This is a genomic window from Clostridium sp. CM041 (genome assembly GCF_055081035.1).
In genome coordinates, this window is sequence record NZ_CM143648.1 from 399,432 (window position 1) to 421,975 (window position 22,544).

The 22,544-nt window shown below is 32.0% G+C and carries 23 protein-coding genes; 21 read left to right on the forward strand and 2 right to left on the reverse strand.

The features are described 5' to 3' along the window. Positions 1–50: 50 nt before the first annotated feature. The 12 genes from ACWJJT_RS01955 (at position 51) to spoVAE (ending at position 10,857) form a co-directional block, all read left to right on the forward strand. Entirely contained in the window at positions 51–1,421 is a 1,371-nt protein-coding gene (locus tag ACWJJT_RS01955; RefSeq protein WP_462955860.1) for an aldehyde dehydrogenase family protein, read from the forward strand. A gap of 71 nt (positions 1,422–1,492) precedes the next feature. Continuing rightward, entirely contained in the window at positions 1,493–2,611 is a 1,119-nt protein-coding gene (locus ACWJJT_RS01960; protein ID WP_462955861.1) for a 4-hydroxybutyrate dehydrogenase, read from the forward strand. Positions 2,612–2,683: 72 nt separating this feature from the next. Next, positions 2,684–3,322 carry a nitroreductase family protein gene (locus ACWJJT_RS01965; protein WP_462955862.1) on the forward strand — a complete coding sequence of 213 codons (639 nt, stop codon included), beginning with the start codon at positions 2,684–2,686 and terminating at the stop codon, positions 3,320–3,322. A gap of 468 nt (positions 3,323–3,790) precedes the next feature. Continuing rightward, positions 3,791–4,549 (forward strand): hypothetical protein, encoded by a 759-nt coding sequence (locus ACWJJT_RS01970; RefSeq protein WP_462955863.1) that lies wholly within the window; start codon positions 3,791–3,793, stop codon positions 4,547–4,549. Next, positions 4,525–5,163 carry a hypothetical protein gene (locus ACWJJT_RS01975; RefSeq protein ID WP_462955864.1) on the forward strand — a complete coding sequence of 213 codons (639 nt, stop codon included), beginning with the start codon at positions 4,525–4,527 and terminating at the stop codon, positions 5,161–5,163. Before ACWJJT_RS01970 ends, ACWJJT_RS01975 begins: the two co-directional genes overlap by 25 nt. A gap of 561 nt (positions 5,164–5,724) precedes the next feature. Further along, on the forward strand, positions 5,725–7,026 hold the full coding sequence (locus tag ACWJJT_RS01980; RefSeq protein ID WP_462955865.1) for an acetyl-CoA hydrolase/transferase family protein: 1,302 nt from the start codon (positions 5,725–5,727) through the stop codon (positions 7,024–7,026). 249 nt (positions 7,027–7,275) lie between these two features. Further along, positions 7,276–7,611, forward strand: coding sequence for an anti-sigma F factor antagonist (spoIIAA, locus tag ACWJJT_RS01985; RefSeq protein ID WP_462955866.1), 336 nt, complete (start codon positions 7,276–7,278; stop codon positions 7,609–7,611). A 13-nt stretch (positions 7,612–7,624) separates the two neighbouring features. Continuing rightward, complete coding sequence (gene spoIIAB / locus ACWJJT_RS01990) at positions 7,625–8,053, forward strand: anti-sigma F factor (RefSeq protein ID WP_462955867.1); 429 nt, start codon at positions 7,625–7,627, stop codon at positions 8,051–8,053. Between the two features lie 10 nt (positions 8,054–8,063). Then, complete coding sequence (gene sigF / locus ACWJJT_RS01995; protein WP_462955868.1) at positions 8,064–8,816, forward strand: RNA polymerase sporulation sigma factor SigF; 753 nt, start codon at positions 8,064–8,066, stop codon at positions 8,814–8,816. A 205-nt stretch (positions 8,817–9,021) separates the two neighbouring features. After that, positions 9,022–9,474 carry a stage V sporulation protein AC gene (spoVAC, locus tag ACWJJT_RS02000; protein WP_165413397.1) on the forward strand — a complete coding sequence of 151 codons (453 nt, stop codon included), beginning with the start codon at positions 9,022–9,024 and terminating at the stop codon, positions 9,472–9,474. 6 nt (positions 9,475–9,480) lie between these two features. Further along, positions 9,481–10,497, forward strand: a complete 1,017-nt coding sequence (gene spoVAD / locus ACWJJT_RS02005) for a stage V sporulation protein AD (protein ID WP_462955869.1) — start codon at positions 9,481–9,483, stop codon at positions 10,495–10,497. Further along, positions 10,498–10,857 carry a stage V sporulation protein AE gene (spoVAE, locus tag ACWJJT_RS02010; RefSeq protein WP_462955870.1) on the forward strand — a complete coding sequence of 120 codons (360 nt, stop codon included), beginning with the start codon at positions 10,498–10,500 and terminating at the stop codon, positions 10,855–10,857. 46 nt (positions 10,858–10,903) lie between these two features. On the opposite strand, the gene ACWJJT_RS02015 is transcribed toward spoVAE, so the two are convergent. Continuing rightward, the gene (locus ACWJJT_RS02015) at positions 10,904–13,285 is read right to left on the reverse strand and encodes a transglycosylase domain-containing protein (RefSeq protein ID WP_462955871.1); all 2,382 of its coding nucleotides are present in this window, start codon (positions 13,283–13,285) and stop codon (positions 10,904–10,906) included. Positions 13,286–13,503: 218 nt separating this feature from the next. Between ACWJJT_RS02015 and yunB the strand changes: the two genes are divergently transcribed. Beyond that, the gene (yunB, locus tag ACWJJT_RS02020; protein WP_462955872.1) at positions 13,504–14,181 is read left to right on the forward strand and encodes a sporulation protein YunB; all 678 of its coding nucleotides are present in this window, start codon (positions 13,504–13,506) and stop codon (positions 14,179–14,181) included. A 181-nt stretch (positions 14,182–14,362) separates the two neighbouring features. Here yunB and hpt read toward each other — a convergent pair whose 3' ends face one another. Continuing rightward, entirely contained in the window at positions 14,363–14,887 is a 525-nt protein-coding gene (gene hpt, locus ACWJJT_RS02025; protein WP_462955873.1) for a hypoxanthine phosphoribosyltransferase, read from the reverse strand. Positions 14,888–15,008: 121 nt separating this feature from the next. Here hpt and hflX point away from each other — a divergent pair, with 121 nt between their 5' ends. From hflX to ACWJJT_RS02065, 8 genes are all read left to right on the forward strand, one after another. After that, a complete protein-coding gene (hflX, locus tag ACWJJT_RS02030) occupies positions 15,009–16,796 on the forward strand; it encodes a GTPase HflX (RefSeq protein WP_462955874.1) in 1,788 nt (595 codons plus the stop codon). 112 nt (positions 16,797–16,908) lie between these two features. Next, positions 16,909–17,400, forward strand: a complete 492-nt coding sequence (locus ACWJJT_RS02035) for a hypothetical protein (protein WP_462955875.1) — start codon at positions 16,909–16,911, stop codon at positions 17,398–17,400. A gap of 154 nt (positions 17,401–17,554) precedes the next feature. Further along, entirely contained in the window at positions 17,555–17,776 is a 222-nt protein-coding gene (locus ACWJJT_RS02040; protein WP_462955876.1) for a hypothetical protein, read from the forward strand. Positions 17,777–17,849: 73 nt separating this feature from the next. Next, entirely contained in the window at positions 17,850–18,746 is an 897-nt protein-coding gene (locus ACWJJT_RS02045) for a nucleotidyltransferase domain-containing protein (RefSeq protein WP_462955877.1), read from the forward strand. A gap of 26 nt (positions 18,747–18,772) precedes the next feature. Then, the gene (pdxR, locus tag ACWJJT_RS02050) at positions 18,773–20,179 is read left to right on the forward strand and encodes a MocR-like pyridoxine biosynthesis transcription factor PdxR (protein WP_462955878.1); all 1,407 of its coding nucleotides are present in this window, start codon (positions 18,773–18,775) and stop codon (positions 20,177–20,179) included. A gap of 32 nt (positions 20,180–20,211) precedes the next feature. Then, entirely contained in the window at positions 20,212–20,871 is a 660-nt protein-coding gene (locus tag ACWJJT_RS02055) for a HEAT repeat domain-containing protein (RefSeq protein ID WP_462955879.1), read from the forward strand. Between the two features lie 65 nt (positions 20,872–20,936). Next, positions 20,937–21,602: a YigZ family protein gene (locus ACWJJT_RS02060; RefSeq protein WP_462955880.1), complete on the forward strand. Its 666-nt coding sequence runs from the start codon at positions 20,937–20,939 to the stop codon at positions 21,600–21,602. A gap of 200 nt (positions 21,603–21,802) precedes the next feature. Next, the gene (locus ACWJJT_RS02065; RefSeq protein WP_462955881.1) at positions 21,803–22,543 is read left to right on the forward strand and encodes a YebC/PmpR family DNA-binding transcriptional regulator; all 741 of its coding nucleotides are present in this window, start codon (positions 21,803–21,805) and stop codon (positions 22,541–22,543) included. The last annotated feature ends 1 nt before the right edge of the window (position 22,544 follow it).

Genomic DNA, 22,544 nt, shown 5'->3' on the forward strand with positions numbered 1-22,544 from the left:
AAAATATATAAATATATAAAACAATATAAAACAAATAGGAGGAAGATAAAATGGATAACAAGGCATATATAAATGAAATGATGATTAAGGCAAGGACAGCTCAAGCAGGTATTGCAAATTATAATCAAGAACAGGTGGATGATTTAGTTAGAGTTATTGGTAAGGTTATATTTGATAATGCTGAAATACTTGCAAAAGAAGCGGTAACTGAAACAAGAATGGGAGTTTATGAAGATAAGGTAGCTAAGAACATGGGTAAGTCAAAGACTATATGGAACAGTTTAAAAGGTAAAAAATCTGTAGATATCATTGGAGCAGAAGAAGGAAAAGAAGGAATAGTACTAGTAGCTAAGCCAAAGGGAGTTATAGCTTCTATTACCCCAACTACAAATCCAATAGTTACACCTATGTGTAATGCTATGTTTGCATTAAAAGGAAGAAATGCAATTATTGTTGCTCCACACCCAAGATCTAAGGATTGCTCAGCACATGCTGTTAAACTAATGAATGATGAATTAAGGAAACTAGGAGCACCAGAAAACTTAATTCAAATAATATCAGAACCATCTGTTGAATTAACTGGAGAATTAATGGCAGCTGCTGATACAGTTGTAGCTACTGGCGGAATGGGAATGGTAAGAGCTGCTTATGCAAGCGGAAAACCAGCATTCGGAGTAGGAGCAGGAAATGTTCAAGTTATTATTGATAGGGATTATGATTTTGATAAAGCGGCTAAAGATATTATAGCAGGAAGAAAATTTGATAATGGTATCATCTGTTCCGGAGAACAATCAATTATTGCGCCAGTTGAAAAACATTCTGAAATAATGAAGGCATTTGTTGATAATGGTGCATACTACATTGAAGATGAAGCAACAATTGATAAGTTTAGAAAGGTTATGTTCCCAGGTGGAAGTATAAATGGTAAACTCGTTGGTCAATCAGTTCAATTTATTGCTGATATGGCAGGAGTTGTGGTTCCTGAAGATACTAAAGTAGTTATACTAAAAACTAAAGGAATAGGATCACTAGATGTACTTAACAAGGAAAAAATGTTCCCATTTATGATCACAATGACTTACAATACTTTTGAAGAAGCAGTAGAACTAGCTAAAACTAACCTTTTATATGAAGGCGCAGGTCATACTACAGCGGTTCATTCAAATGATAATACTCATATTGAATATGCAGGAAAAGAATTACCTATAAGTAGATTAGTTGTTAATCAAACATCATCAACAGGAGCGGGTGGAAGTTTCAATAATGGATTCAATCCATCTACAACTCTTGGTTGTGGATCTTGGGGAAATAATTCAATATCTGAAAACTTTACGTATTACCACTTAATAAACATATCAAGAATAGGATATTTCAATAAGGATGCTAAGGTTCCAACTATAGAGGAAATTTGGTCAAAATAATATACAGTTATTAGGTTTCAATTTATGTTGAAACCTAATTTCCTAAATTAAATTAAATAGGAGGTAAAATAATGAAATTATTTTCAATTAAGTCACAAATTCATAAGTTCGATACAGCAAAAGAATTTGCAGAAACCTTTAATATCGGTGAAGGAGATTTTGTCTTATCAAATGAATTTATATATAATCCTTTTTTCGGAAGCCTAAATCTTAACGCTGAAGTAGTTTTCCTAGAAAAATATGGAGTTGGAGAACCTTCAGATGAAATAATTGATGCAGTTCTCGCTACTATTAAGGGGAAAAGTTTTAAAAGAATTTTTGCTGTTGGTGGCGGTAGTGTTATTGACATAGCAAAACTTCTTGTAATAAAAGGTGATAATACAGCATTAGATTTATTTGAGAAAAAAGTTCCACTTATAAAGGATAAAGAGCTTATAATAGTTCCTACAACTGCTGGAACGGGTTCAGAAGTTACAAATTTATCTATAGCTGAAATTAAAGCTAAACATACAAAAATGGGCCTTGCTACAGATGAATTATTAGCTGATCATGCAGTACTTATTCCAGAACTAGTTAAAGGACTACCATACAGATTTTTTGTTGCTAGTTCAATTGATGCGTTGATTCATGCTATTGAGTCCTATGTATCTCCAAAATCTAATCCATACACAGAATTATTTAGTGTTAAGGCAATGGAATTGATTTTAAAAGGATACGTTCAAATAATTGAAAAAGGTGAAGAATATAGAAAAGAAATAATTGAAGATTTTGTAATAGGTAGTAACTATGCTGGTATTGCTTTTGGAAACACAGGAGTTGGTGCTGTTCATGCACTTTCTTATCCACTTGGTGGAACTTACCACGTTCCTCATGGAGAAGCAAACTACCAGATGTTTGTTGAAGTATTTAGAACTTATAATAAGAAAAATCCAAATGGTAAAATTAAAGATATTAAAAAAATACTTGCAGATATTTTAAATGTAAATGGTGAAGATGATGTATTTGCAGCACTTGCCAGCGTGCTTGATATATTATTAACTAGAAAACCTTTGAAAGACTATGGTATGAAGGTAGAAGATATTGAAGGCTTTGCGGATAGCGTTATTGTAGGTCAGGCAAGACTTTTAGCTAATAATTATGTTCCTTTAAGCAGAGATGAAATTAGAGACATTTATAAGAATTTGTATTAAAATATAAGGAGAGAGGGTTAAACCTCTCTCTTTATAGTATATGATATACAATATAAAATTAGGAGGTATCGCATGTCCAATTTAGATTTTATTTATAAAAGACACAGTATACGAAAATTTAAGGACGAAGTTATTCCTATGATTGATTTAGAGGAGATTATTAAAGCGGCTATTCACGCTCCATCGGGTAAAAATGTTCAGAATTGGCACTTTGTAATAATTATAAATAAAGAAAAGATAAATGAAATTGTAAAAGTCGTGGAAGATAAAAATTCAGAAATAGCATCTAAAATTGTAGATGAAAATATTAAGGCAATTTTCACTAAATCTTTAAAATACCACATTGCATTTAGGAATGCTCCTTGCTTAATTCTAGTATATGCTGGAAATTATAAACCAACAGGATTTGAAGAATTTAAGGCCATTAATGAAAGCGCAGATGATATACAAGAACTTTTTAATACTGCTCCAGGAATACAGGGAGCATCGGCCGCAATGGAAAACTTATTACTTGCAGCAGCGAGTCTTGGCTATGGCACATGCTGGATGACAGGTCCCAATTATGCTGCAAAAGAAATTGGAGAAGTGCTTAATTTTAAAAAAGAAGGGTATTCATTAATGGCATTAACTCCTATTGGATTACCATTAGAAGAGGAAAATAAAAGTCCTCGTAGAAAGCCTGTAGATGAAGTTATTACAGTTATACTCTAAATAATTCTTATTGATTATACCAAAGATTTTTACTATAAATTAATGAATAGAAGCAGGGTGATTTTGTATTTAATTATCTTGATTCTATTTATTTTCATGTTCTTGGGTCCCGTTTTTTTATATGAGATTGCAGAATTTCTTTTAGGTATACAAGTTAAGATACTTAGTATATACTAAATAGTAAGATATATGTATTTTATAGGAATTTATAAATTTTTTTGCCAATATATGTGAAAATTATCACAATAATTCATTGAAATACTAAGAAAAATGCATGCAGACATATTAAAATGACAGTGGCTTTGGTAACGATTTCTCACTAAGTGAAGGATATATTAAATAAGATAATATAGTCAAAACAAAAAAATATAATTTAAGATAGTAATAGGTATGAACTTAGAAGATATTTATAAATCAAAGGTCATTATGGCAGAATAAGTGGTAAGAAATAAAATCGGAGGTTAACTTATGTCTATTAAAAAAGAGTTTGTGAAAGAACAACCATATATACCGGCAGGTCCTTTTAAAATAAGAATACCTGGAATTCACTATAAGTTTCAAATGGCAGATTATATTCAGGGATTATTGATGTGTGCGGTCTGTCTTGGAGCTATTCCAATGCTTCAGGAATTTTTAGGAATGCCTTTTGAAGTAGCAATGGCGGTTGTTGTGTTAAATGGTATATTTTATTGTGCACATGTATTTTTAGGGGATCCAGTTGTGCCTGGGTGGGTTACACCAGCCATTCCACTTCTCATTCTTTATGTAAGTGATTATGCCATAGGACCTGAAAGAATACAAGCATTAATAGCATTTGAAATGAGTCTAGGAGCTTTAGCATTATTCTTAGGTGCTACAGGACTTGGCAAGAAGATAGTTCACATTGTTCCTAATGCTATGCAGTCCGGAATTATAATTGGAGCTGGTATTGCAGCTGTAAATATTATATTTGTAAAAGGTGCTCGTTTTGATCAATTTCCTATTTCTATTGTTGTTTGCGTAGGGTTAGGTTTCTACCTTTTATTTTCAAATCATTTTAAAAGTATTAGCAATAAAAACAAAATTTTAAAAGCAATATCTAATTTAGGCATACTACCTATTATAGCACTTGCGATAATATTTGCGCCTATAGTTGGGGAAACAGCTTGGCCTAAGGTAGAATGGGGTATAACAAAACCAGCTTTTGGAGTTTTATGGACACAATGGACTTTTTTTCTAAAGATATAGGGTTTCCTCCAGTTAAAATGTTTATTAATGCTCTACCAATGGTTATTTCTGCATATATAGTTTTATTTGGTGATATGATACAATCTCAAGCGTTAATAGGAGACTGTAAGAAGGATCGTCCAGATGAACTTATAGATTATAATTCGAATAGATCTCACATAATATTTGGTCTTCGTAACATGCTAATGTCTGTAATAGGACCAGATCTTACAATGTGTGGACCACTATGGGCAGCAATGCAAGTTGTTATTTGTGAAAGATATAAGCATGGCAAGGAATCTATGGAGTCGATATTTGGTGGAGCGGGTTCCTTTAGATTCGGTACGCTTACTGGATATTTACTCTTACCAATAGTTTCCCTATGCAAACCTATCTTAGGAATTGCACTAGCATCTACAATGCTAATACAAGGGTATGTTTCAATAAGGGTAGGAGTTTTGAAGTCACGTACAGCAAATGACCTAGGTATTGCAGGTGTTATGGCTGCTGTAGTTGCAACAAGAGGGGCAGCTTGGGGATTAGCAGCAGGCATTGTACTTTGTATAATCATTCAATCAGGAAATAAACCAAAATTTGATGTTATGCTGTTTGAAAATGAAGAGATGGAGGCATAAGCAAGAGAAAGACTTTGAATAAAAGGAATAGAAGCGAGGTGATTTTACACTTAATTATCCTGCTTCTATTTATTTTCATGTCTTAGTACCTTTTTTATTTTGTTAAGTTTTGTACAAAATAAAAAGGCTAATAAGATTTATGAATTTTCAAAGCAATGACTTTAATAAATACATGGAAAATATGGTTATATATATAATAGAAGAACTTTATTTAGGTATACAAGTTAAGAGAATTAGTGTATACTAAAAGAACAATAAGTGGAAAGAGAAGCCAATTAGTATGATGTGAAAATGAACAAGTTGAAGAAATGCAGGAAGAAGAACAATAATTATTAGTATATATATTATGCAGGAGTTTATAAATTTCTGTAAATTTACTTTCTAACATTTGTGAAAAAAATCACAATAATCTGTTGAAATGCTAGCAAAAATGTGCTAATACAAATTTTAAGAAATATTATAATCTTATTTATGACAACGTTTCCTTGGAAATGAAACTATGATATTAAAATATTTAATATATAGTAAAAAAAAAATTTATAATTTAGGAGAGTGATTGGTATGAACTTAGAAGAGATTTATAAATCAAAGGTGATTACGGCGCAGCAAGCGGCTGGGAAAATAAAGTCTGGAAACAGGGTAGTGACAGGACATGCTTGTGGAGAGCCAACAGAGAGTATAGCTGCGATGGTAGCTAATTGTAAGGCTTATGAAAATGTTGAAATTGCACACATGGTTCCTATGGGAAAAGCCGAGTATACTAACACTGGAATGGAAAAACATTTCAAGCACAATGCTTTATTTGCAGGTGCTCCTACAAGAGAGGCTATTAGAGATGGAAGAGCAGACTTTACACCTTGTTTTTTTTCTAAGATACCTGAGCTATTTAAGAAGGGTTATCTACCAGTAGATGTGGCAATTGTTCAAGTTTCAGCACCAGATGAGCACGGTTATTGTAGTTTTGGTGTATCTGTTGATTATACTAAGACTGCAACGGAATGTGCAAAAATGGTAATTGCAGAAGTAAATAATAAAATGCCAAGAACTATGGGAGACTCTTTTATACATATTTCTGATATTGATTATATTGTAGAAGTAAGTCATCAAATAATAGAGCTTAATCCTCCTAAAATTGGAGATATTGAGAAAGCTATTGGAGAGCATTGTGCTTCTTTAGTTGAGGATGGTTCCACACTTCAACTTGGAATAGGGGCTATTCCGGATGCAGTACTTTTGTTTTTAAAGGATAAAAAAGACTTAGGTATACATTCGGAAATGATTTCAGACGGAGTAGTTGAACTTGTTGAAACGGGAGTTATAACAAATAACGCTAAGACACTTCATCCAGGGAAAATAGTAGTAACTTTCCTTATGGGAACTAAAAGACTTTATGATTTTGTTGATAATAATCCAATGGTTGAAATGTATTCTGTAGATTATGTAAATGATCCGGCTATAATTGCAAAAAACAGTAAAATGGTTTGTATAAATTCTGCTATTCAAGTAGATTTAATGGGACAGGTAAATGCAGAAACTATTGGATTAACTCAGTTTAGTGGGACAGGTGGACAGGTTGACTTTATTAGAGGTGCAAGTATGGCAAAGGACGGTATATCTATCATTGCAATGCCTTCTACAGCAAGCAAAGGAAAGATTTCAAGAATTACGCCTTTGCTTGATGAAGGAGCAGCGGTTACAACTTTGAGAAACGAAATACAATACGTAATTACTGAATATGGTATTGCGGAGCTAAAAGGTAAAACATTAAGAGATAGAGCGAGGTCGCTCATAAATATTGCTCATCCAGACTTTAGACCTTCACTTATTAAGGAATGGGAAAAAAGATTTAACTGTAAGTTTTAGTAAAATAAATAATAAAAGCTAAAGTTATAGTAAAAAGAAGCAGTGACTTTGTATTTAGTCATCCTGCTTCTTTTTATTTTCATATTTTACTGTAGTATCTAATGAAAATGGATATAACACAAAAAAATGAAAAAATATTACATAAAAAAAGAAGGAAAATCATGTAAGTTATAGAATATAGAATAAAGGTACATTATTTAGATAATATTGAAAAAATGTTTTAATTTAAAATGATTTGGGGGGAAGAAAATGCATTTAAATTTTGAAAATAGCGAGGACAAATTGATAGTTTACATGTTTGGAGAACTAGACCATCATAGTGCTGAAGAAGTAAGGAACATTATAGATGATCGTTTAGAACGAGATAGTTACAATAAATTAATTATGGATTTCAAAGATGTGACGTTCATGGACAGCTCCGGTATTGGTGTGGTCATTGGAAGATACAAAAAGTTACATATGAGAAATGGGAAAGTATGCGTAACTAATATTAAATCTTCAGTAAAAAGAGTATTCGAATTGTCAGGAATGTTTAAGATTATTATGTCATATGATGACGTTGAACAAGCTGTAAACAACATTTAGTGGGGGGATTAGTATGTGTTACAATAGAATTAAAATTGAATTTTTAAGTAAATCGCAGAATGAAAGTTTTGCAAGAGTAGCAGTAGCAGCATTCGCTTCACAATTAGATCCTACAATTGAAGAAATTACCGATGTTAAAACAGCGGTATCAGAAGCAGTTACTAATGCAATTATTCATGGATATGATAATGAAGAGGAAATGATTAATATAGAAGCTATTATTAATGGAACCGAACTAACCGTGATAATAGAAGATGTAGGAAAAGGAATTGACAATTTAGAACTCGCTAGGCAACCATTATACACTTCCCGCCCAGATTTAGAGAGGTCAGGTATGGGTTTTACTGTAATGGAGACTTTTATGGACAGTTTAGAAGTAAAGTCTGATAAAGGTAGGGGAACAAGTATAATAATGAAAAAAATATTTAATCCTTTAGGTTAGGTGGAATATTATGGATCAAAAAATAGTAAGAAAAGAAAACTATACTTATGAAGATAATATGCAACTTATTCAATTGGCTAGAAATAAAGAACCGGGTGCATTAGATGCGTTGGTGGAAATGAATTTACCATTAGTTTCATCAATAAGTAAAAAATTTCTTAATAGGGGATATGAATATGATGATATATTTCAAATTGGATGTATTGGCTTAGTAAAGGCAATTAATAATTTTGATACTAAGTATAATGTGAAATTTTCTACATATGCTGTACCTATGATAATGGGTGAAATCAAAAGATTTCTTAGAGATGATGGAATTATAAAAGTAAGTAGAAGCGTTAAGATTACTGCAAGACAATTACATTATGATAAAGATACTCTAACCAAACAATTGGGTAGGGAGCCTACTATTGACGAACTATCGGTTTTTTCAAAAATTGAAAAAGAGGATATAGTATATGCATTAGAGTCTGCTAGCAATATGCTGTATTTATTTGATACAATACACCAAGATGATGGTGCCCCAGTACTATTAATAGATAAATTAAGTGAAAAATACGAAGAAGATAATCAGGTTTTAGATAAGATTTCCCTTAAAGAAGCACTTAGAAAACTTGATGCAAAATCAAGGCAAATAATTATGCTCAGATATTTTAAAGATAATACACAAATTCAAGTTGCAAAAATGATGGGAATTAGCCAGGTACAAGTATCGAGAATAGAAAAAAAAGTTTTAAAAATAATGAGGGAAAAGTTGAGCTAATAAAAGTGAGTGTATAAGATGAGATATAAATAAGGAACTTCAATTTTAAATTTTGAAGTTCCTTATCTATAAATTCGTCTTATTTTTTTGACTAAAAATAATATTAATGTAAATACTAACATAAAGAATTAACATATTATATTTGCATAATACAACATAATAAATGATTAATAGTGACTATTAAAAGCGACAAGGAGGACATTTCATGAAAGTGGAAGAAAAAACTATTCGAAAAAAATTTGATAAACTTAATTCTAATAACATCCCTAAACCTAATTTAGGATTGCATTGCTTTAATGCTTTTTGGGTTGGAGGCTTAATATGTGTAATAGGACAATTTATCAGTGACATTTTTTCTGGAATTGGTATTCCTAAAGATGAGGTAGGGACATATGTTTCTATAGTTATGGTTTTTCTGGGAGCTGTGCTTACTGGCATAGGGGTATATGATAAGCTAGGTGATTTTGCAGGAGCAGGTTCGGTTGTACCAATCACAGGGTTTGCAAATTCAATCGTTTCACCAGCAATGGAATTTAAAAAAGAGGGTTTTGTTTTTGGTGTTGCAGCTAAAATGTTTACTATTGCAGGACCCGTTTTAGTATATGGAATAGGTTCATCTGTAATTGTAGGAATTTTATATTATTTTTTAAGGTGGTGATTTAAAATGGGTAGAAGAATTGGTCTTCAAACAGTAGAAATCGAAAGTAAACCTAGAATTATCAGTACATATAATATAGTTGGGCCTAAGGAAGGTCAGGGACCATTAAAAGAGTATTTTGACCGAATTTTAGAAGATGATCTTAATGGAACTGAAAGTTTTGAAAAGGCTGAAACTAGTTTATTATATACTGCTATATCAGAGGGCATAAAAAAAGCAAAACTAAAAGAAGTTGATATAAATTATCTACTAGCAGGTGATTTATTAAATCAGTTATCTTCTTCATGTTTTGCAGCTAGAGATTTGAATATACCATTCCTGGGGCTTTATGGAGCTTGCTCAACTATGGCAGAGTCCCTAAGCGTTGCCTCAATGATAATGGAGGGTGGGCTGGCTAATTATGTTGTAGCAGCTACTTCATCACATTTCTCATCAGCTGAAAGGCAATTTAGATTGCCACTGGAAATGGGTAGTCAGAGAGCTCCAACAGCTCAATGGACAGTTACAGGTGCAGGAGCAATGATTTTAGGTAAAAAAGGTAAATTTCCATATGTTACTCATGTTACAACTGGAAAGGTCAAAGATTATGGAATAATTGATGTGAATAATATGGGAGTTGCAATGGCACCAGCGGCTGTAGACACTATTAAACAACATTTTATGGACACGGGTCGAAAGCCTTCGGATTATGATATTATAGCTACTGGAGATTTGGGCATTATAGGAAGAGAATTTACAGAAAAACTACTACTAGAATATAAGTACGATATGAAGGGTCATTACATTGACTGTGGTGAGGAAATTTTCGATGCACAGACACAAGGAACTAATGCGGGTGGTAGTGGTTGTGGATGTTCTGCAGTGGTTGCAACAGGGTACTTACTAAAAAATATGCTAAAGGGAAAATTTAAAAGAATACTACTAGTTTCCACAGGTGCACTTTTAAGTTCAACTTCACCGCTTCAAGGAGAAACAATACCAGGAATTGCTCATGCTGTTTCAATAGAGTTTGGGGGTGAATAAATGAATAATTATATTATGTCTTTTATAGTTGGAGGGGTAATTTGTATAATAGGTCAAATACTTATGGACACTACTAAATTAACTCCAGCTAGAATACTAGTTTTATTTGTAACTGCTGGTGTAATATTAGGTGCATTAAATATATATGATGTGGTGATAAAATATGGAAAAGCAGGTGGAAGTATACCTCTTCCTGGGTTTGGGTGTAGTTTAGCTAAAAGTGTAATGAAGGAAGTAGATGAAGTTGGTATTATAGGAGCATTTACAGGAGGTATAAAGGGTACTGCGGGCGGTATTACCGCTGCAATTTTCTTCGGATATATTATGGCGTTGTTATTCAATCCTAAAACTAAAGGGTAATAAAAAACTACTATCAAATATTTGATAGTAGTTTTTTATTTATGTGTTAAGGTTTAGTAAAATACTTACCTTTAGTTTTAGGAGTGCTAGATTTAGGAGTGACAACTGGGGGGGATATACTATTATTTGAAAAGGTGTCAATTGCTGTTGGCAATACAAAAGCAGAGTCCTCTAGAAATGCATTAGGTATATAATTTCTCTTTATAAAAACTTTTGTTTCAATTTTGCCAGGTGGCGTGAATTCTGATGCAAGAACATATTTACCACTTGGGTCTTTGATAACCTTAGCTAAAACATGTATGCTATCAAGGGATGTAGGTTGAGTTCCATCAATAAATAGTTCCGAGTAAACTCTATTTCCTCTTGGGTCTGCATAAGTTAAATCAGTAGGTATATCACCTGAATCTTTTGATACGGAATAGGGAGATATACCAGAAGGCATTTCTAAGTTTTTCACTGGAAGAGACGTATGGGCTTTTTTCATAATATTTCCCCATAGTAAAGCGGCATCATTACTTCCAATATTTTCAAGTTCATCTCCCTTATCTGTTCCAATCCAAACAGCTGTAGAGTAATATGGAGTTAAACCAACAAACCACAGATTCTTAGAATCGGAAGAAGTACCAGTTTTACCTCTGACTGGCATGTCGCCAAAAACAGCATTTGTTCCAGTACCACCAGGACCTACAGGGCCTTTTAATAAATCATACATAATGTATGCACTTTGAGGAGATAAAACAGGTTTTATTTCAAGTTTTGTTTCAAGCAATACTTTACCAGATCTATCGACTACTTTAGTGTATAATCTGGGAGTTGTACGTAGCCCATTGTTACCAAAAACACCATATGCCGCTGACATAGTGAGGGGATTAGTGCCCTTATAAGTACCACCATCTAATTGTCCAAGGGCCATAGCAGATATACTATTCTTATCTTGGTCATCTAACTGCAACCCAAACTTTTCGCCATAAGAAACGCCAGTCTTAAGACCAATCATATCCTCAATTTTTACAGCGGCTACATTAACAGAATATTTTAAGCAATCTCTAAGAGGTAAATATCCCTTATATCCAAGCGGGGAATTTCTAGGATTATAAGGAGGTGCACCTGGAGCAGAATATTTCTTGCCAATGTCTTCAGGTATAGGTGAATCTTCAATAATAGTAGAAGCTGTAGCTATTTTTGAATCGATAGCTGGACCATATACGGTTAGCGGCTTAATGCTTGATCCAGGAGCCTTTAAGTAGTCATTCGACGCACCTCTGTTATAAGACATAGGAACTTGGTCACCACGTCCACCTATAATAGTTTTAACTTCACCTGTATGATAATCTGTGATAACACAGGCTGCTTGGAGGCCTGCTTGCATTGATTTCATAGGATCATCAATTAGTTTCTGTGATGCATTTTGCATATCTCTATTCATGGTTGTATAAATTTTTACACCATCGTACATAAGCATTGAATATGCTTCTTTCTTACTGATATTATTTTGTTTCATTAAATCCTCAGCAACCTGTAGGAGTACAGGTCTTGAGAAGTACTCATAGTTCATTTTGTTTGCATCTTTTTGTGAAAAACTAAATTTTAAATCTTCAGCCATAGCTGAATCAAATTGTTCTTTGCTGATTTTGCCACTATTGTACATATTATCAAGAACGGCTTTTGTTCTATTTGAATCAAAAGCTTCTTTATTTTTATTTGATTTAGATGCCAAATTATATGAAACACTAGGGTTTTGTGCAGCGCTAGCAAGAAAAGCGCATTGTTTTAAGGTCAAATCTTGAATAGATTTGTTAAAATATTGATGAGAGGCTGCTTCTACACCATGAGCATTTCCTCCTAGAAAAATAGTGTTCATATAAGTCTCTAAAATTTGAGACTTGGTCAAAACTTTTTCTATTTGTAAGGATAAAGACATTTCTTGAACTTTTCTCTTAATAGAGGTTCTGTTTTCCATAGAATCTTCTAAAAACACTCTATATTTAACTAATTGTTGAGTTATAGTTGAAGCGCCCTGGAGACTTTGACCGCTACCAGCTATTTTTATCTTTATATCATTTAAAATAGCACCACCAAGTCTTTTTAAGTCAACACCTGGGTGTGTTTCAAATCTAACATCTTCAATACTTATAAATGAATCCTGAAGGATGACCGGAACTTTATTAATAGGTACATTAATTCTTCTTTGTGAAATAACATATTCATCCATAGTCTTTCCAGCATCGTCTAATAATATTGTAATCTCATCCAATTTTAAAAATTCATTAATATCTAAGATAGGAGCTGTCTTAATCATAGCTAGAACTGCTCCTCCAATAACTACACTGCTTATTAAGGCTATAATTAGAAAAGTAAAAACAAGGGTTCTAAAAACATGTTTCTCAGTTTCTTTTTTTTCTTTTTTATTAGGTTCTTCTTTTTCCATTAAGTATCCTCCTTGCATTTCTCAGGAGCAGAAAACACTTATTAAGTAGCTTTCCGCATTCTAAAAATCCATCTTGTTTAACTATAAGTAGCTTTTAATATTATACCATATAATCATATTATTTATTTGAATGTGACTTAATATAAAATATTGAGTTTGAGTTGGTTATTTAAATTCTTTACCGTAAAAAAGTTACATATAATAGCATATAACCTTAGATGGAGGTAATAAATATCAAAAATAAAATTAAAGTTAGGATATTAATAATTATAGCCATAATTATGATAAATTTTACAATATTCATATACATTTTTGATAAAACCATAATGCCAACAGTAATGGCGGTAGCGGATGCAGAAATGAGAGCAAAAGCTACAGAGATTGTAAATAGATCAATTATTAATGAATATTCCAAGCAATTTAACTACGACCAGGTTATAAGGGTGGATAAAGATTCACAGGGGAATATTGTAATGCTAAAAGCGGATACTCTAAAAATGAATAAAATAGCATGTGATGTTGCTTTAGAATCCCAAAAGGAACTTATGAAATTGGGGGAGGTTGGTATGAAAATTCCAATAGGTTATATAACAAGAAATAGTATTTTATCTTATTATGGCCCTAAAGTAACAATAAAAATGCAGCCTATAGGCCATGTAGAAACTAAATATTCTTCTGAGTTTGAAAGTGCAGGTATAAATCAAACAAGGCATAAAATTTATGTTAAAGTAAAAACTACCGTTAAAGTAATTGCTCCTTTAAAAAGTAATGATATCGAAGTAGCTAATGAAGTGCCTATTGCTGAAACTATTATAGTGGGAAAAACACCTAATACTGCAGTTCAATTAGATTTAAATGGTACAGGTTTTAAACTGGGCAATGGTGGTAGTGATTAATAAGAATATAAAAAATAAAGTACGCTATTAATAATAACGTACTTTATTTTTATAAACTAACAATATGTATTTAAGGAGTATTGAAAAAGCGAGTTATTAAATAATCTTCTGCGGAGATGCAATATTAACGACTTTCCTTCTGAAATGCCGTTAATATGGACTTCTCTGATATAGAAGGTTATTAGTCTTCCCAATTAAATACGTATGGTATATTCCTATAGTAATCTCCGTAATTTAATCCATACCCAACTACAAAAAGATCTGGAATTTCAAAACAACAGTAATCAGGTGTTATATCAATTTTTCTTCTAAGTGGTTTATCTAAAAGAACGCAAGATTTAACGCTGGTGGCACCTAAAGACCTAACGTGAGCCACAACGAAATCCATAGTTATTCCAGTATCAACAATATCATCTACTATTAAGACATCAAAACCTTCAATATTGTCAGGAATATCATTTATAACATTAATCGATCCGCAAGACTCTTCATCATCACCGTAGCTTGAAGTTGTCATAAATCCTATTTTTGTAGGCACAGTAATTTGACGCACAAGGTCCGCAGTATATATAAAGCTACCTCTTAATAATGAAAGAACATACAATTTTTTTTCGTAATAATCTTTCGAAATCTCAGCGCCAAGTTGCTCTATTCTTTCATCAATTTGATCTTTAGTTATAAGAATATTTCTTTTTTTATCATCCAATGTTAATCCCACCCTCTATATATATTTACAATAATGCTCTAATGGTATAAAATTATATGAAAGTTGTCAAGTATAAGTATAAGGATAGTGGTTAAATATTATTAGAATGGAGTGATTTACGTTGATATATGGAAATATTGGTGGAGTTAAAAATTCAATTTTAAATAAATTGGAAAATGCTTGTGATATAAGGGTTTCCAAAGATTGTATTTTATCTGAAGAACTGGTAGACATACTAGTCGAGGTAACAAAAGATTTGGATAGAGAAATTAGCGCTGCAATTGATAGAAAAGGTAAAATAATTAGTATGGCAATTGGTGATAGTAGTACAGTGGAATTGCCGATAATCGATATAAGAGAAGGTCGATTATCGGGGGTTAAAGTAGTACACACTCACCCAAATGGTAATTCTAGATTATCTGCGCTGGATATGTCAGCTTTAACAAAATTAAAGTTAGATTGTATAGTAGCTATTGGTATAGGAGAAAAAGAGAATTTAAAGTATAACATAGGTTTTTGTGGAATAGAAAAGAGCATTTTAATAGAAGAAGAAATAGGACCAATCAACATAAATGAAGTAATGGAATATGATATTTTAGGCAAAATTAGATATATTGAAAAATTAATGAAAACAAATGAAATTGTTGAGGATGATGCAGAACGAGCTATTTTAGTAGGAATAGAAAGTGAGGATGATTTAGTAGAACTTGCAGAACTTGCAAAAGCCTGTAATGTAGAAACTATAGATACAGTACTTCAGAATAGACATAAAATAGATTCGGCTTTATATATAGGTAGAGGTAAAGCAGAGGAGGTAGCTGGTCTTAGGCAAGCAATAAGAGCGAATATAGTTATCTTTGATGATGAATTATCAGGCTCTCAAGTTAGAAATTTGGAAGAAGTACTTGGATGTAAAGTTATAGACAGAACTACACTAATACTAGAAATATTTGCACGAAGAGCAAGAACTAGGGAAGCAAAAATTCAAGTTGAACTTGCACAATTAAAATATAGATTACCACGTTTAACAGGACTTGGAACTATACTTTCAAGAACAGGTGCGGGAATTGGAACAAGAGGACCTGGAGAGAAGAAATTAGAAATAGATAAAAGGCGAATAAGAGAAGGTATTTATGAATTAAATAAAGAACTCGAAAAAATAAGAAATACTAGAAATGTGCAAAGAGAAAAGAGAAGTCGCGATAGCATTTCAAAAGTATCTTTAGTTGGATACACTAATTCTGGAAAATCAACACTTAGAAATGCATTATGCGATGTAGCAGCGTTAAAAAGTATTGTGCAAAAAGAAAAAGTGTTTGAAGCAGATATGCTTTTCGCAACTCTAGACGTAACAACAAGAGCACTACTATTGCCTGATAATAGAGTGGCAGCAGTAACTGACACAGTAGGTTTTATAAGGAAACTTCCCCATGACTTAGTAGAGGCATTTAAATCAACCCTTGAAGAAGTGGTATATTCAGATTTGTTGCTGCACGTGGTAGATGCATCATCTGAAAACGCAGTTCTACAAATAGAGGCTGTAGATGGGGTCCTAAGAGAATTAAGCGCAATTGATAAGCCAACAATATTGGTGTTGAATAAAATTGACAAAGCATCACAAGAAAATATTTTAAAAATCAGAGAAAAATATAAAAATTTGAAATCAATTGAAATATCAGCTAAAGATGGTACAAATTTGGAGGAACTTCTAAAAGAAATTTGTAAAGATCTTCCATATAATCTTAAAAAATTTAAGGTGCTTATTCCATATACTGATCAGGCAATAGTGGCATATTTGCATAGAGGATCAAAGGTTGATTCAGAAGAGTATATGGAAGAAGGAACCCTTATGTCAGTACAAGGGGACGACGAAGTTTATAATAAGTGTGAAAAATATATTTTAGTGTAGTTGAAACTTCTTTTTTATAAAAAAATTCTTCATAAGTGTAATAAATTCAATGGGCATCTTATATAATTTAATATTAGACCCGTAGCATTTATCAAAGAACTTAGGAGTAGATATGGGAGAAGAAAGGTCAAATCCAGATAATGAAAAGAGAAAAAACAAAAAAATAAATCAGTATAATGTCAATAACCTAATTAAAAAAATTATAGATGATATTAATGAACAAAATAAGGTACCCAATGATGGTCAATTTGATACCTGTGACACATCCAATAATTTTGATGTTAAATCATTAGCAGATAAGGTTGTAAATATAAATGTTTTAAGATTCGAATTAGATAGATTGCAACTAAATTTTAAAGCAAGTGCGTATTTTGAAAATGACGTAAGACCATTAATAGACACTCTATATACTTTAGGCCTTGCATCTATTAATTTTTCAACTGCTGCAAGTAATATGTCAAATACAAATTTTGGACGCAGTTCAGAAATAAAAAATGCTATAGGCTTAGCTGAAGATGTTAATGATATTTCTGAAGATTTAATTAAAGTATTGAGATGTAAAGTTGATAACATGCTGAAATTATCAAAACACGATTGTAAATAATTTTCATAATGATAAGGAGAACAGGGTTATTAGTATTAAACTTGTTTCTCTTTATTTTTTTATTAGAAAATCATAGGCTTTTCTTTTTTATATTAAGATTATTATAATAAAAACTGGTAAAAATAGATATGATAATGAATTAGGAGGTAATATCATGAAAAAAATATGTCCAGTTTGCAATAATTTAGAAAGGAATATTTGTAATTGTGAAAAATGTAGTGCTATAATGAACGATAAAGGAATAATACAAGAATTTTATGATGATTATACTGCTAATATGGAGATTGATGACAAAGATCAATTTTGTATTCATATATATCAGTGCAGTAATTGTGATTTTTATGAGAGAATTAAAGTTAATAAAATATTCATTTAGGAATTTGATTTTTAAGACACCTAAACATATTTTAAAATAATAAGGCACATAAAAACTTGGGGGAGGCAAGGAAATGATAAAAACTATTTTGCAATATCAAAAAGCTTTTAATAGTGTAGTAGATAGAATAAAAATGGACGAATCTGTTTTATCAGTAATGGTTTTTGGAAGTATGGTAACAGGCGATTTGTGGGAAGAATCAGATATTGATATTTTCGTAATTGTCAAGGAGAAATTCAGTGAGATTAGGGACATATATGCACAAGAGAAGGATGTTCCTATTCATATTAAACTCATGGGTAAGGAAAAATTCATACAACTTTATTCTGATAATCTAAAGGGCGGATATATACATAGAATTTTCTCATCCTCAAGACTTATATTCTCAAAAGATATGGATATAACAGTAAGGTACGACGGTGGTAGATTTTTCCCGGATGTAGATAGAGAGCGGTGGGGAATGTGTTTCCTAGGAAAACTCTTAAAAGATATTGGCGTATGTAAAAAATATTTATCAAGTGGTGGTATATATACGGCATATAGTACTGCGATAAGATGTATAGAGAAGTATTCAAGATTATTTGTCAACTCGTCGGGATATATGATTAGTAAGGATGTAATGACTATGGCGCTTAATTTAAATGAAGACTTTAAACTTTGCGTTGATAAATTGTTTTTTGAAAAATCAAATACAGTGGAGACAATTCAAGAAACTATGACATTTTTAGAACAAAGCATAAACTCAAGTATTAAGAGTAATTGTAGCCTGCTTTTAAACTATATGAGAGAAAAAGATAAGTTTTTAAGTGCTGAGGAAATTATGACGGAGGATTTGTTTAAGGATTTTGATATAGAAATGGAAGAATTGCTTAATAAACTATGGGAAAGAAATATTATTAAAAAGGAAATTAGGGATTTTAAGATAAACAATGATAAAATCTTATTTAATCAAAATGTTTACTTTGTTTAATACCTTCGGGATAGATAGGTGGAGATATGCATAAGTATGAAATTAAATTTATCTCCGAAATTCCTAAGTATATAGAGATATCAAAGCATATAAAAAAAATGATTGATGAAAATATGGTTGACGACGGTGAGAAATTACCCTCAATAAGGAAATTATCAAAACTGTTGGTGGTTAATGATGTTACCGTAGTTAGTGCTTATAAAAAACTTGAAGCTGAGGGCTATGCGTATCAAAAGATGGGGAGCGGAACTTACGCTAAACGTAGAGATACAAACAGCAAGTTTAAAAAGGAATATTCTAATACCTTAAAAAAAATTTCTGGTCAAGACCTGAAAAAATATATAGATTTTACAGGAGAAATTACAAGTAGTGAATATTTCCCTGTAACAGTCTTTAAAGAGGTATTAAATGAGGTATTAGATAGAGATGGCACGGAAGCCTTTGCCTACAAGGAATCTTTGGGGTATGAGGGACTTAGAAATAGTATAAGTAGTTTTTTTTGGGATAATAAAGTAAACACTGAAGATATATTGATTCTCTCAGGTGCGCAACAGGGTATTGATATAGTTTCAAAATCTATAATAAATGTTCATGATAACGTTGTTGTAGAAAAGCCGACCTATGGTGGGGCACTAACGGTCTTTAAATGGAGAAGGGCAAATATATTTGAAGTTGATATGTTAGAGGATGGCGTGAATTTACTCCAATTTGAAGAGATACTGAAAAAGAATAGGATAAAATGTTTTTATGCCATGAGTTATTTTCAAAATCCTACAGGGGCCACCTATAGTTTGGAGAAGAAGCTAAGGATATTAGAACTCGCAGAGCTATATAATTTTTATATCGTTGAAGACGATTATTTATCTGAACTAATATATGACCAAAAGCAATATAACAGTTTTAAGAGCTTAGACATATTTGATAGAGTTATCTATATAAAGAGTTTTTCAAAGATATTTCTACCAGGAATAAGGCTCGGATACATGATATCACCAGAGAAATGCAAGGAGCATATTCAAAATTCCAAAATTAACACAGATATATCAACTTCAAGTCTTATGCAACGTGCTTTAGATTTATATATAAATAAGGATCTTTGGAAAGAACATATAAGTCGTCTAAATATGGCTTATAAGGACAAATATAACTTTATGATAACCTGTATAGAAAAAAACATGGGTGAAAAGGCTAGTTGTTATACCCCTGGAGGGGGAATTCATTTTTATTTTAAGGTAGCTACTGGTTTGAAGATTAATTCCATGGAATTGTTTTATTTGTGTAAGAATAGAAAAGTTTTAATAACACCAGGGGTTTTATTTTATAAAAATGCTAAAGAAGGTAATGATTACTTTAGATTAAGTTTTTCAGAAATAAGAAAACCAGAAATAGAAGAAGGAATTAATATTATTTCAGAGATACTAAGTGGAAAGTAGAAAAAATGGCTACAAGGTAAGGAGAGGAGCTTTTGAAAAAGGGATTAGTGGACATTGATTGGTTGTGCATTAGTAAATATTCTAACGAAGAGATATCTTATTTCTTGTTTTTGGAAGGGAAAACTATGGAAGCCATATGTAAAATTAGAAACTTGGATAATGCCATTGTGCAAAAACACATTATAGATGGTAAAATAAAATATAGATTTTTAGTGCATAGCAATGATACTGATGAGCTTTTTAAGAGTATTGCTAAAGCAGGAAAAGAGGATAAAATTTATTTCTTAAATTCATTGGAAGAGGATAATAAAAATAAATTAACGCAGCTAATAAAAACGAGTTATGTGGAGATGCACCCTAAAGATAAAGAAGTCGCAGTTTGGATATTAGGAGAATTAAAAGAAAAATCTTGTTTAAACATTTTAATCAAAGCTTCCGTGCATAAATTCTTAAATGTACGCAGAATGGCAGTTTCAGCTATGGGTAAAGTGGGAGATGCAAGAGCTGAAGGAGCATTACTTAGAGCCTTAGAGGATGAGAATCCACAAGTAATAAGCTATGCAATAAAATCTCTAGGTAAAATAAAAAGTGAAAAAGCTATTACAAAAATAAAATACATATATGACAACACAGAAAAAAAATACATAATTGATGCTGCTGAGAGGTTTTTGTTGCTAATGGAGCAAATATAAATAGAAATTAGAGTGGGATCTTAAATTTTTATTTGGAATATTTAGTAATAGTTAGGAGAAATGAAATGGGTTACTTTACAATAAAAGATGAATCAATCGCTGAATTTAAAGAGAAAAAGTCCATTTTTATTGGACATGGAAAAAGAGTTGAAAGCGAAGATGAGGCTAAGGAATTTATCCAAGCGGTTAAAAATAAACACAAACAAGCAAGACACAATGTTTATGCCTATACAATTGGCGAAAATAGAGGGATACAAAGGTATAGTGACGATGGAGAGCCTCAAGGTACGGGAGGAATTCCTATGCTAGAAGTTTTGAAAAAAAGTAATATTACAGATGTAGCGGTGGTGGTTACCAGATATTTTGGAGGAATTCTTCTAGGCACTGGAGGCCTTGCAAGAGCATATTCGAAAGGTGCATCACTAGCTATTAAAGAGGCAGGGGTAGTGGAAAAGGTTGAAGGTATTTCAATAGATATTCTAATTGAATACGATTTACTAGGGAAGCTACAACATGTCTGTGCTAAAGAAAATTTTTATATAGAGAACGTAGAGTATACTGACAAAGTGAGGATTAAAATACTTTGCAAGTTTAGTAATCTAGAAAAATTAAGGGCAGAAATAACCCAGGTTACTTCAGGAAAAGCTCTGTTTTATGAAGAAGATCCAAAAATGTACTTTAAATTAGAACATAGATTATATGATAGTGAAATTATAAACACTATCCTTTAACAATATTTCAGCTCCGCAGGAGATGATTTAACATATTTAAAATGTATTGCCGATTTGTGCTTTTTTATTTGAAAAATGCTTTATTTCTATGATATAATGGGAATGTAATGTATTTAAAACCAATTGATAGAAATATTGGTATTTATTAGAGAAGGTTAGAATATTTCATATGAAAAATAGTTAGTTGGGGGGGATATCAAATGTCAGGACATTCAAAATGGCATAACATACAACAGAAAAAAGGTAAGATTGATGTTATAAGAGGTAAGGTATTCACAAAATTAGGTAAAGAAATAATAATGGCAGCTAAAAATGGTGGGTCTAATTTAGACATTAATGCTCATCTTAGAGATGTAGTTGCAAAAGCTAAATCTAATAATATGTCTCTAGAGACAATAACTAGAGCAATTAAAAAAGGTGCTGGAGAGCTCGAAGGCGTAAACTATGAAGAAATAGTTTATGAAGGCTATGGAGCAGAAGGCGTTGCTATAGTAGTTAATACGCTAACGGACAAGAAAAATAGAAGTGTGGCAACTGTAAGGCATGCTTTTGATAGACATGGTGGAAACATGGGAGCGGCTGGATGCGTAAGCTGGATGTTTGCTAAAAAAGGACAAATCATCATAGAAAGAAATGAAACTATGGATGAAGATGAGATCATGATGGTAGCATTAGAGGCGGGTGCAGAAGATTTTAATGCGGAAAAGGAAATGTTTGAAATAATTACAGCTGTAGAAAATTTCGCAGAAGTAAGAGAAGTGTTAGAAACAGCGGGTTTTGAATTTGCTTCTGCAGAGATTACAATGATACCAGATAACATGATGCCTATTAGCCTGGAAGGCGCCGGTAAAGTGCAAAGACTTATAGATGCACTTGAAGATGATGATGACGTGCAGGACGTTTATCACAATGCAGAGTACCCTGAGGAATTTGAGGGATAGA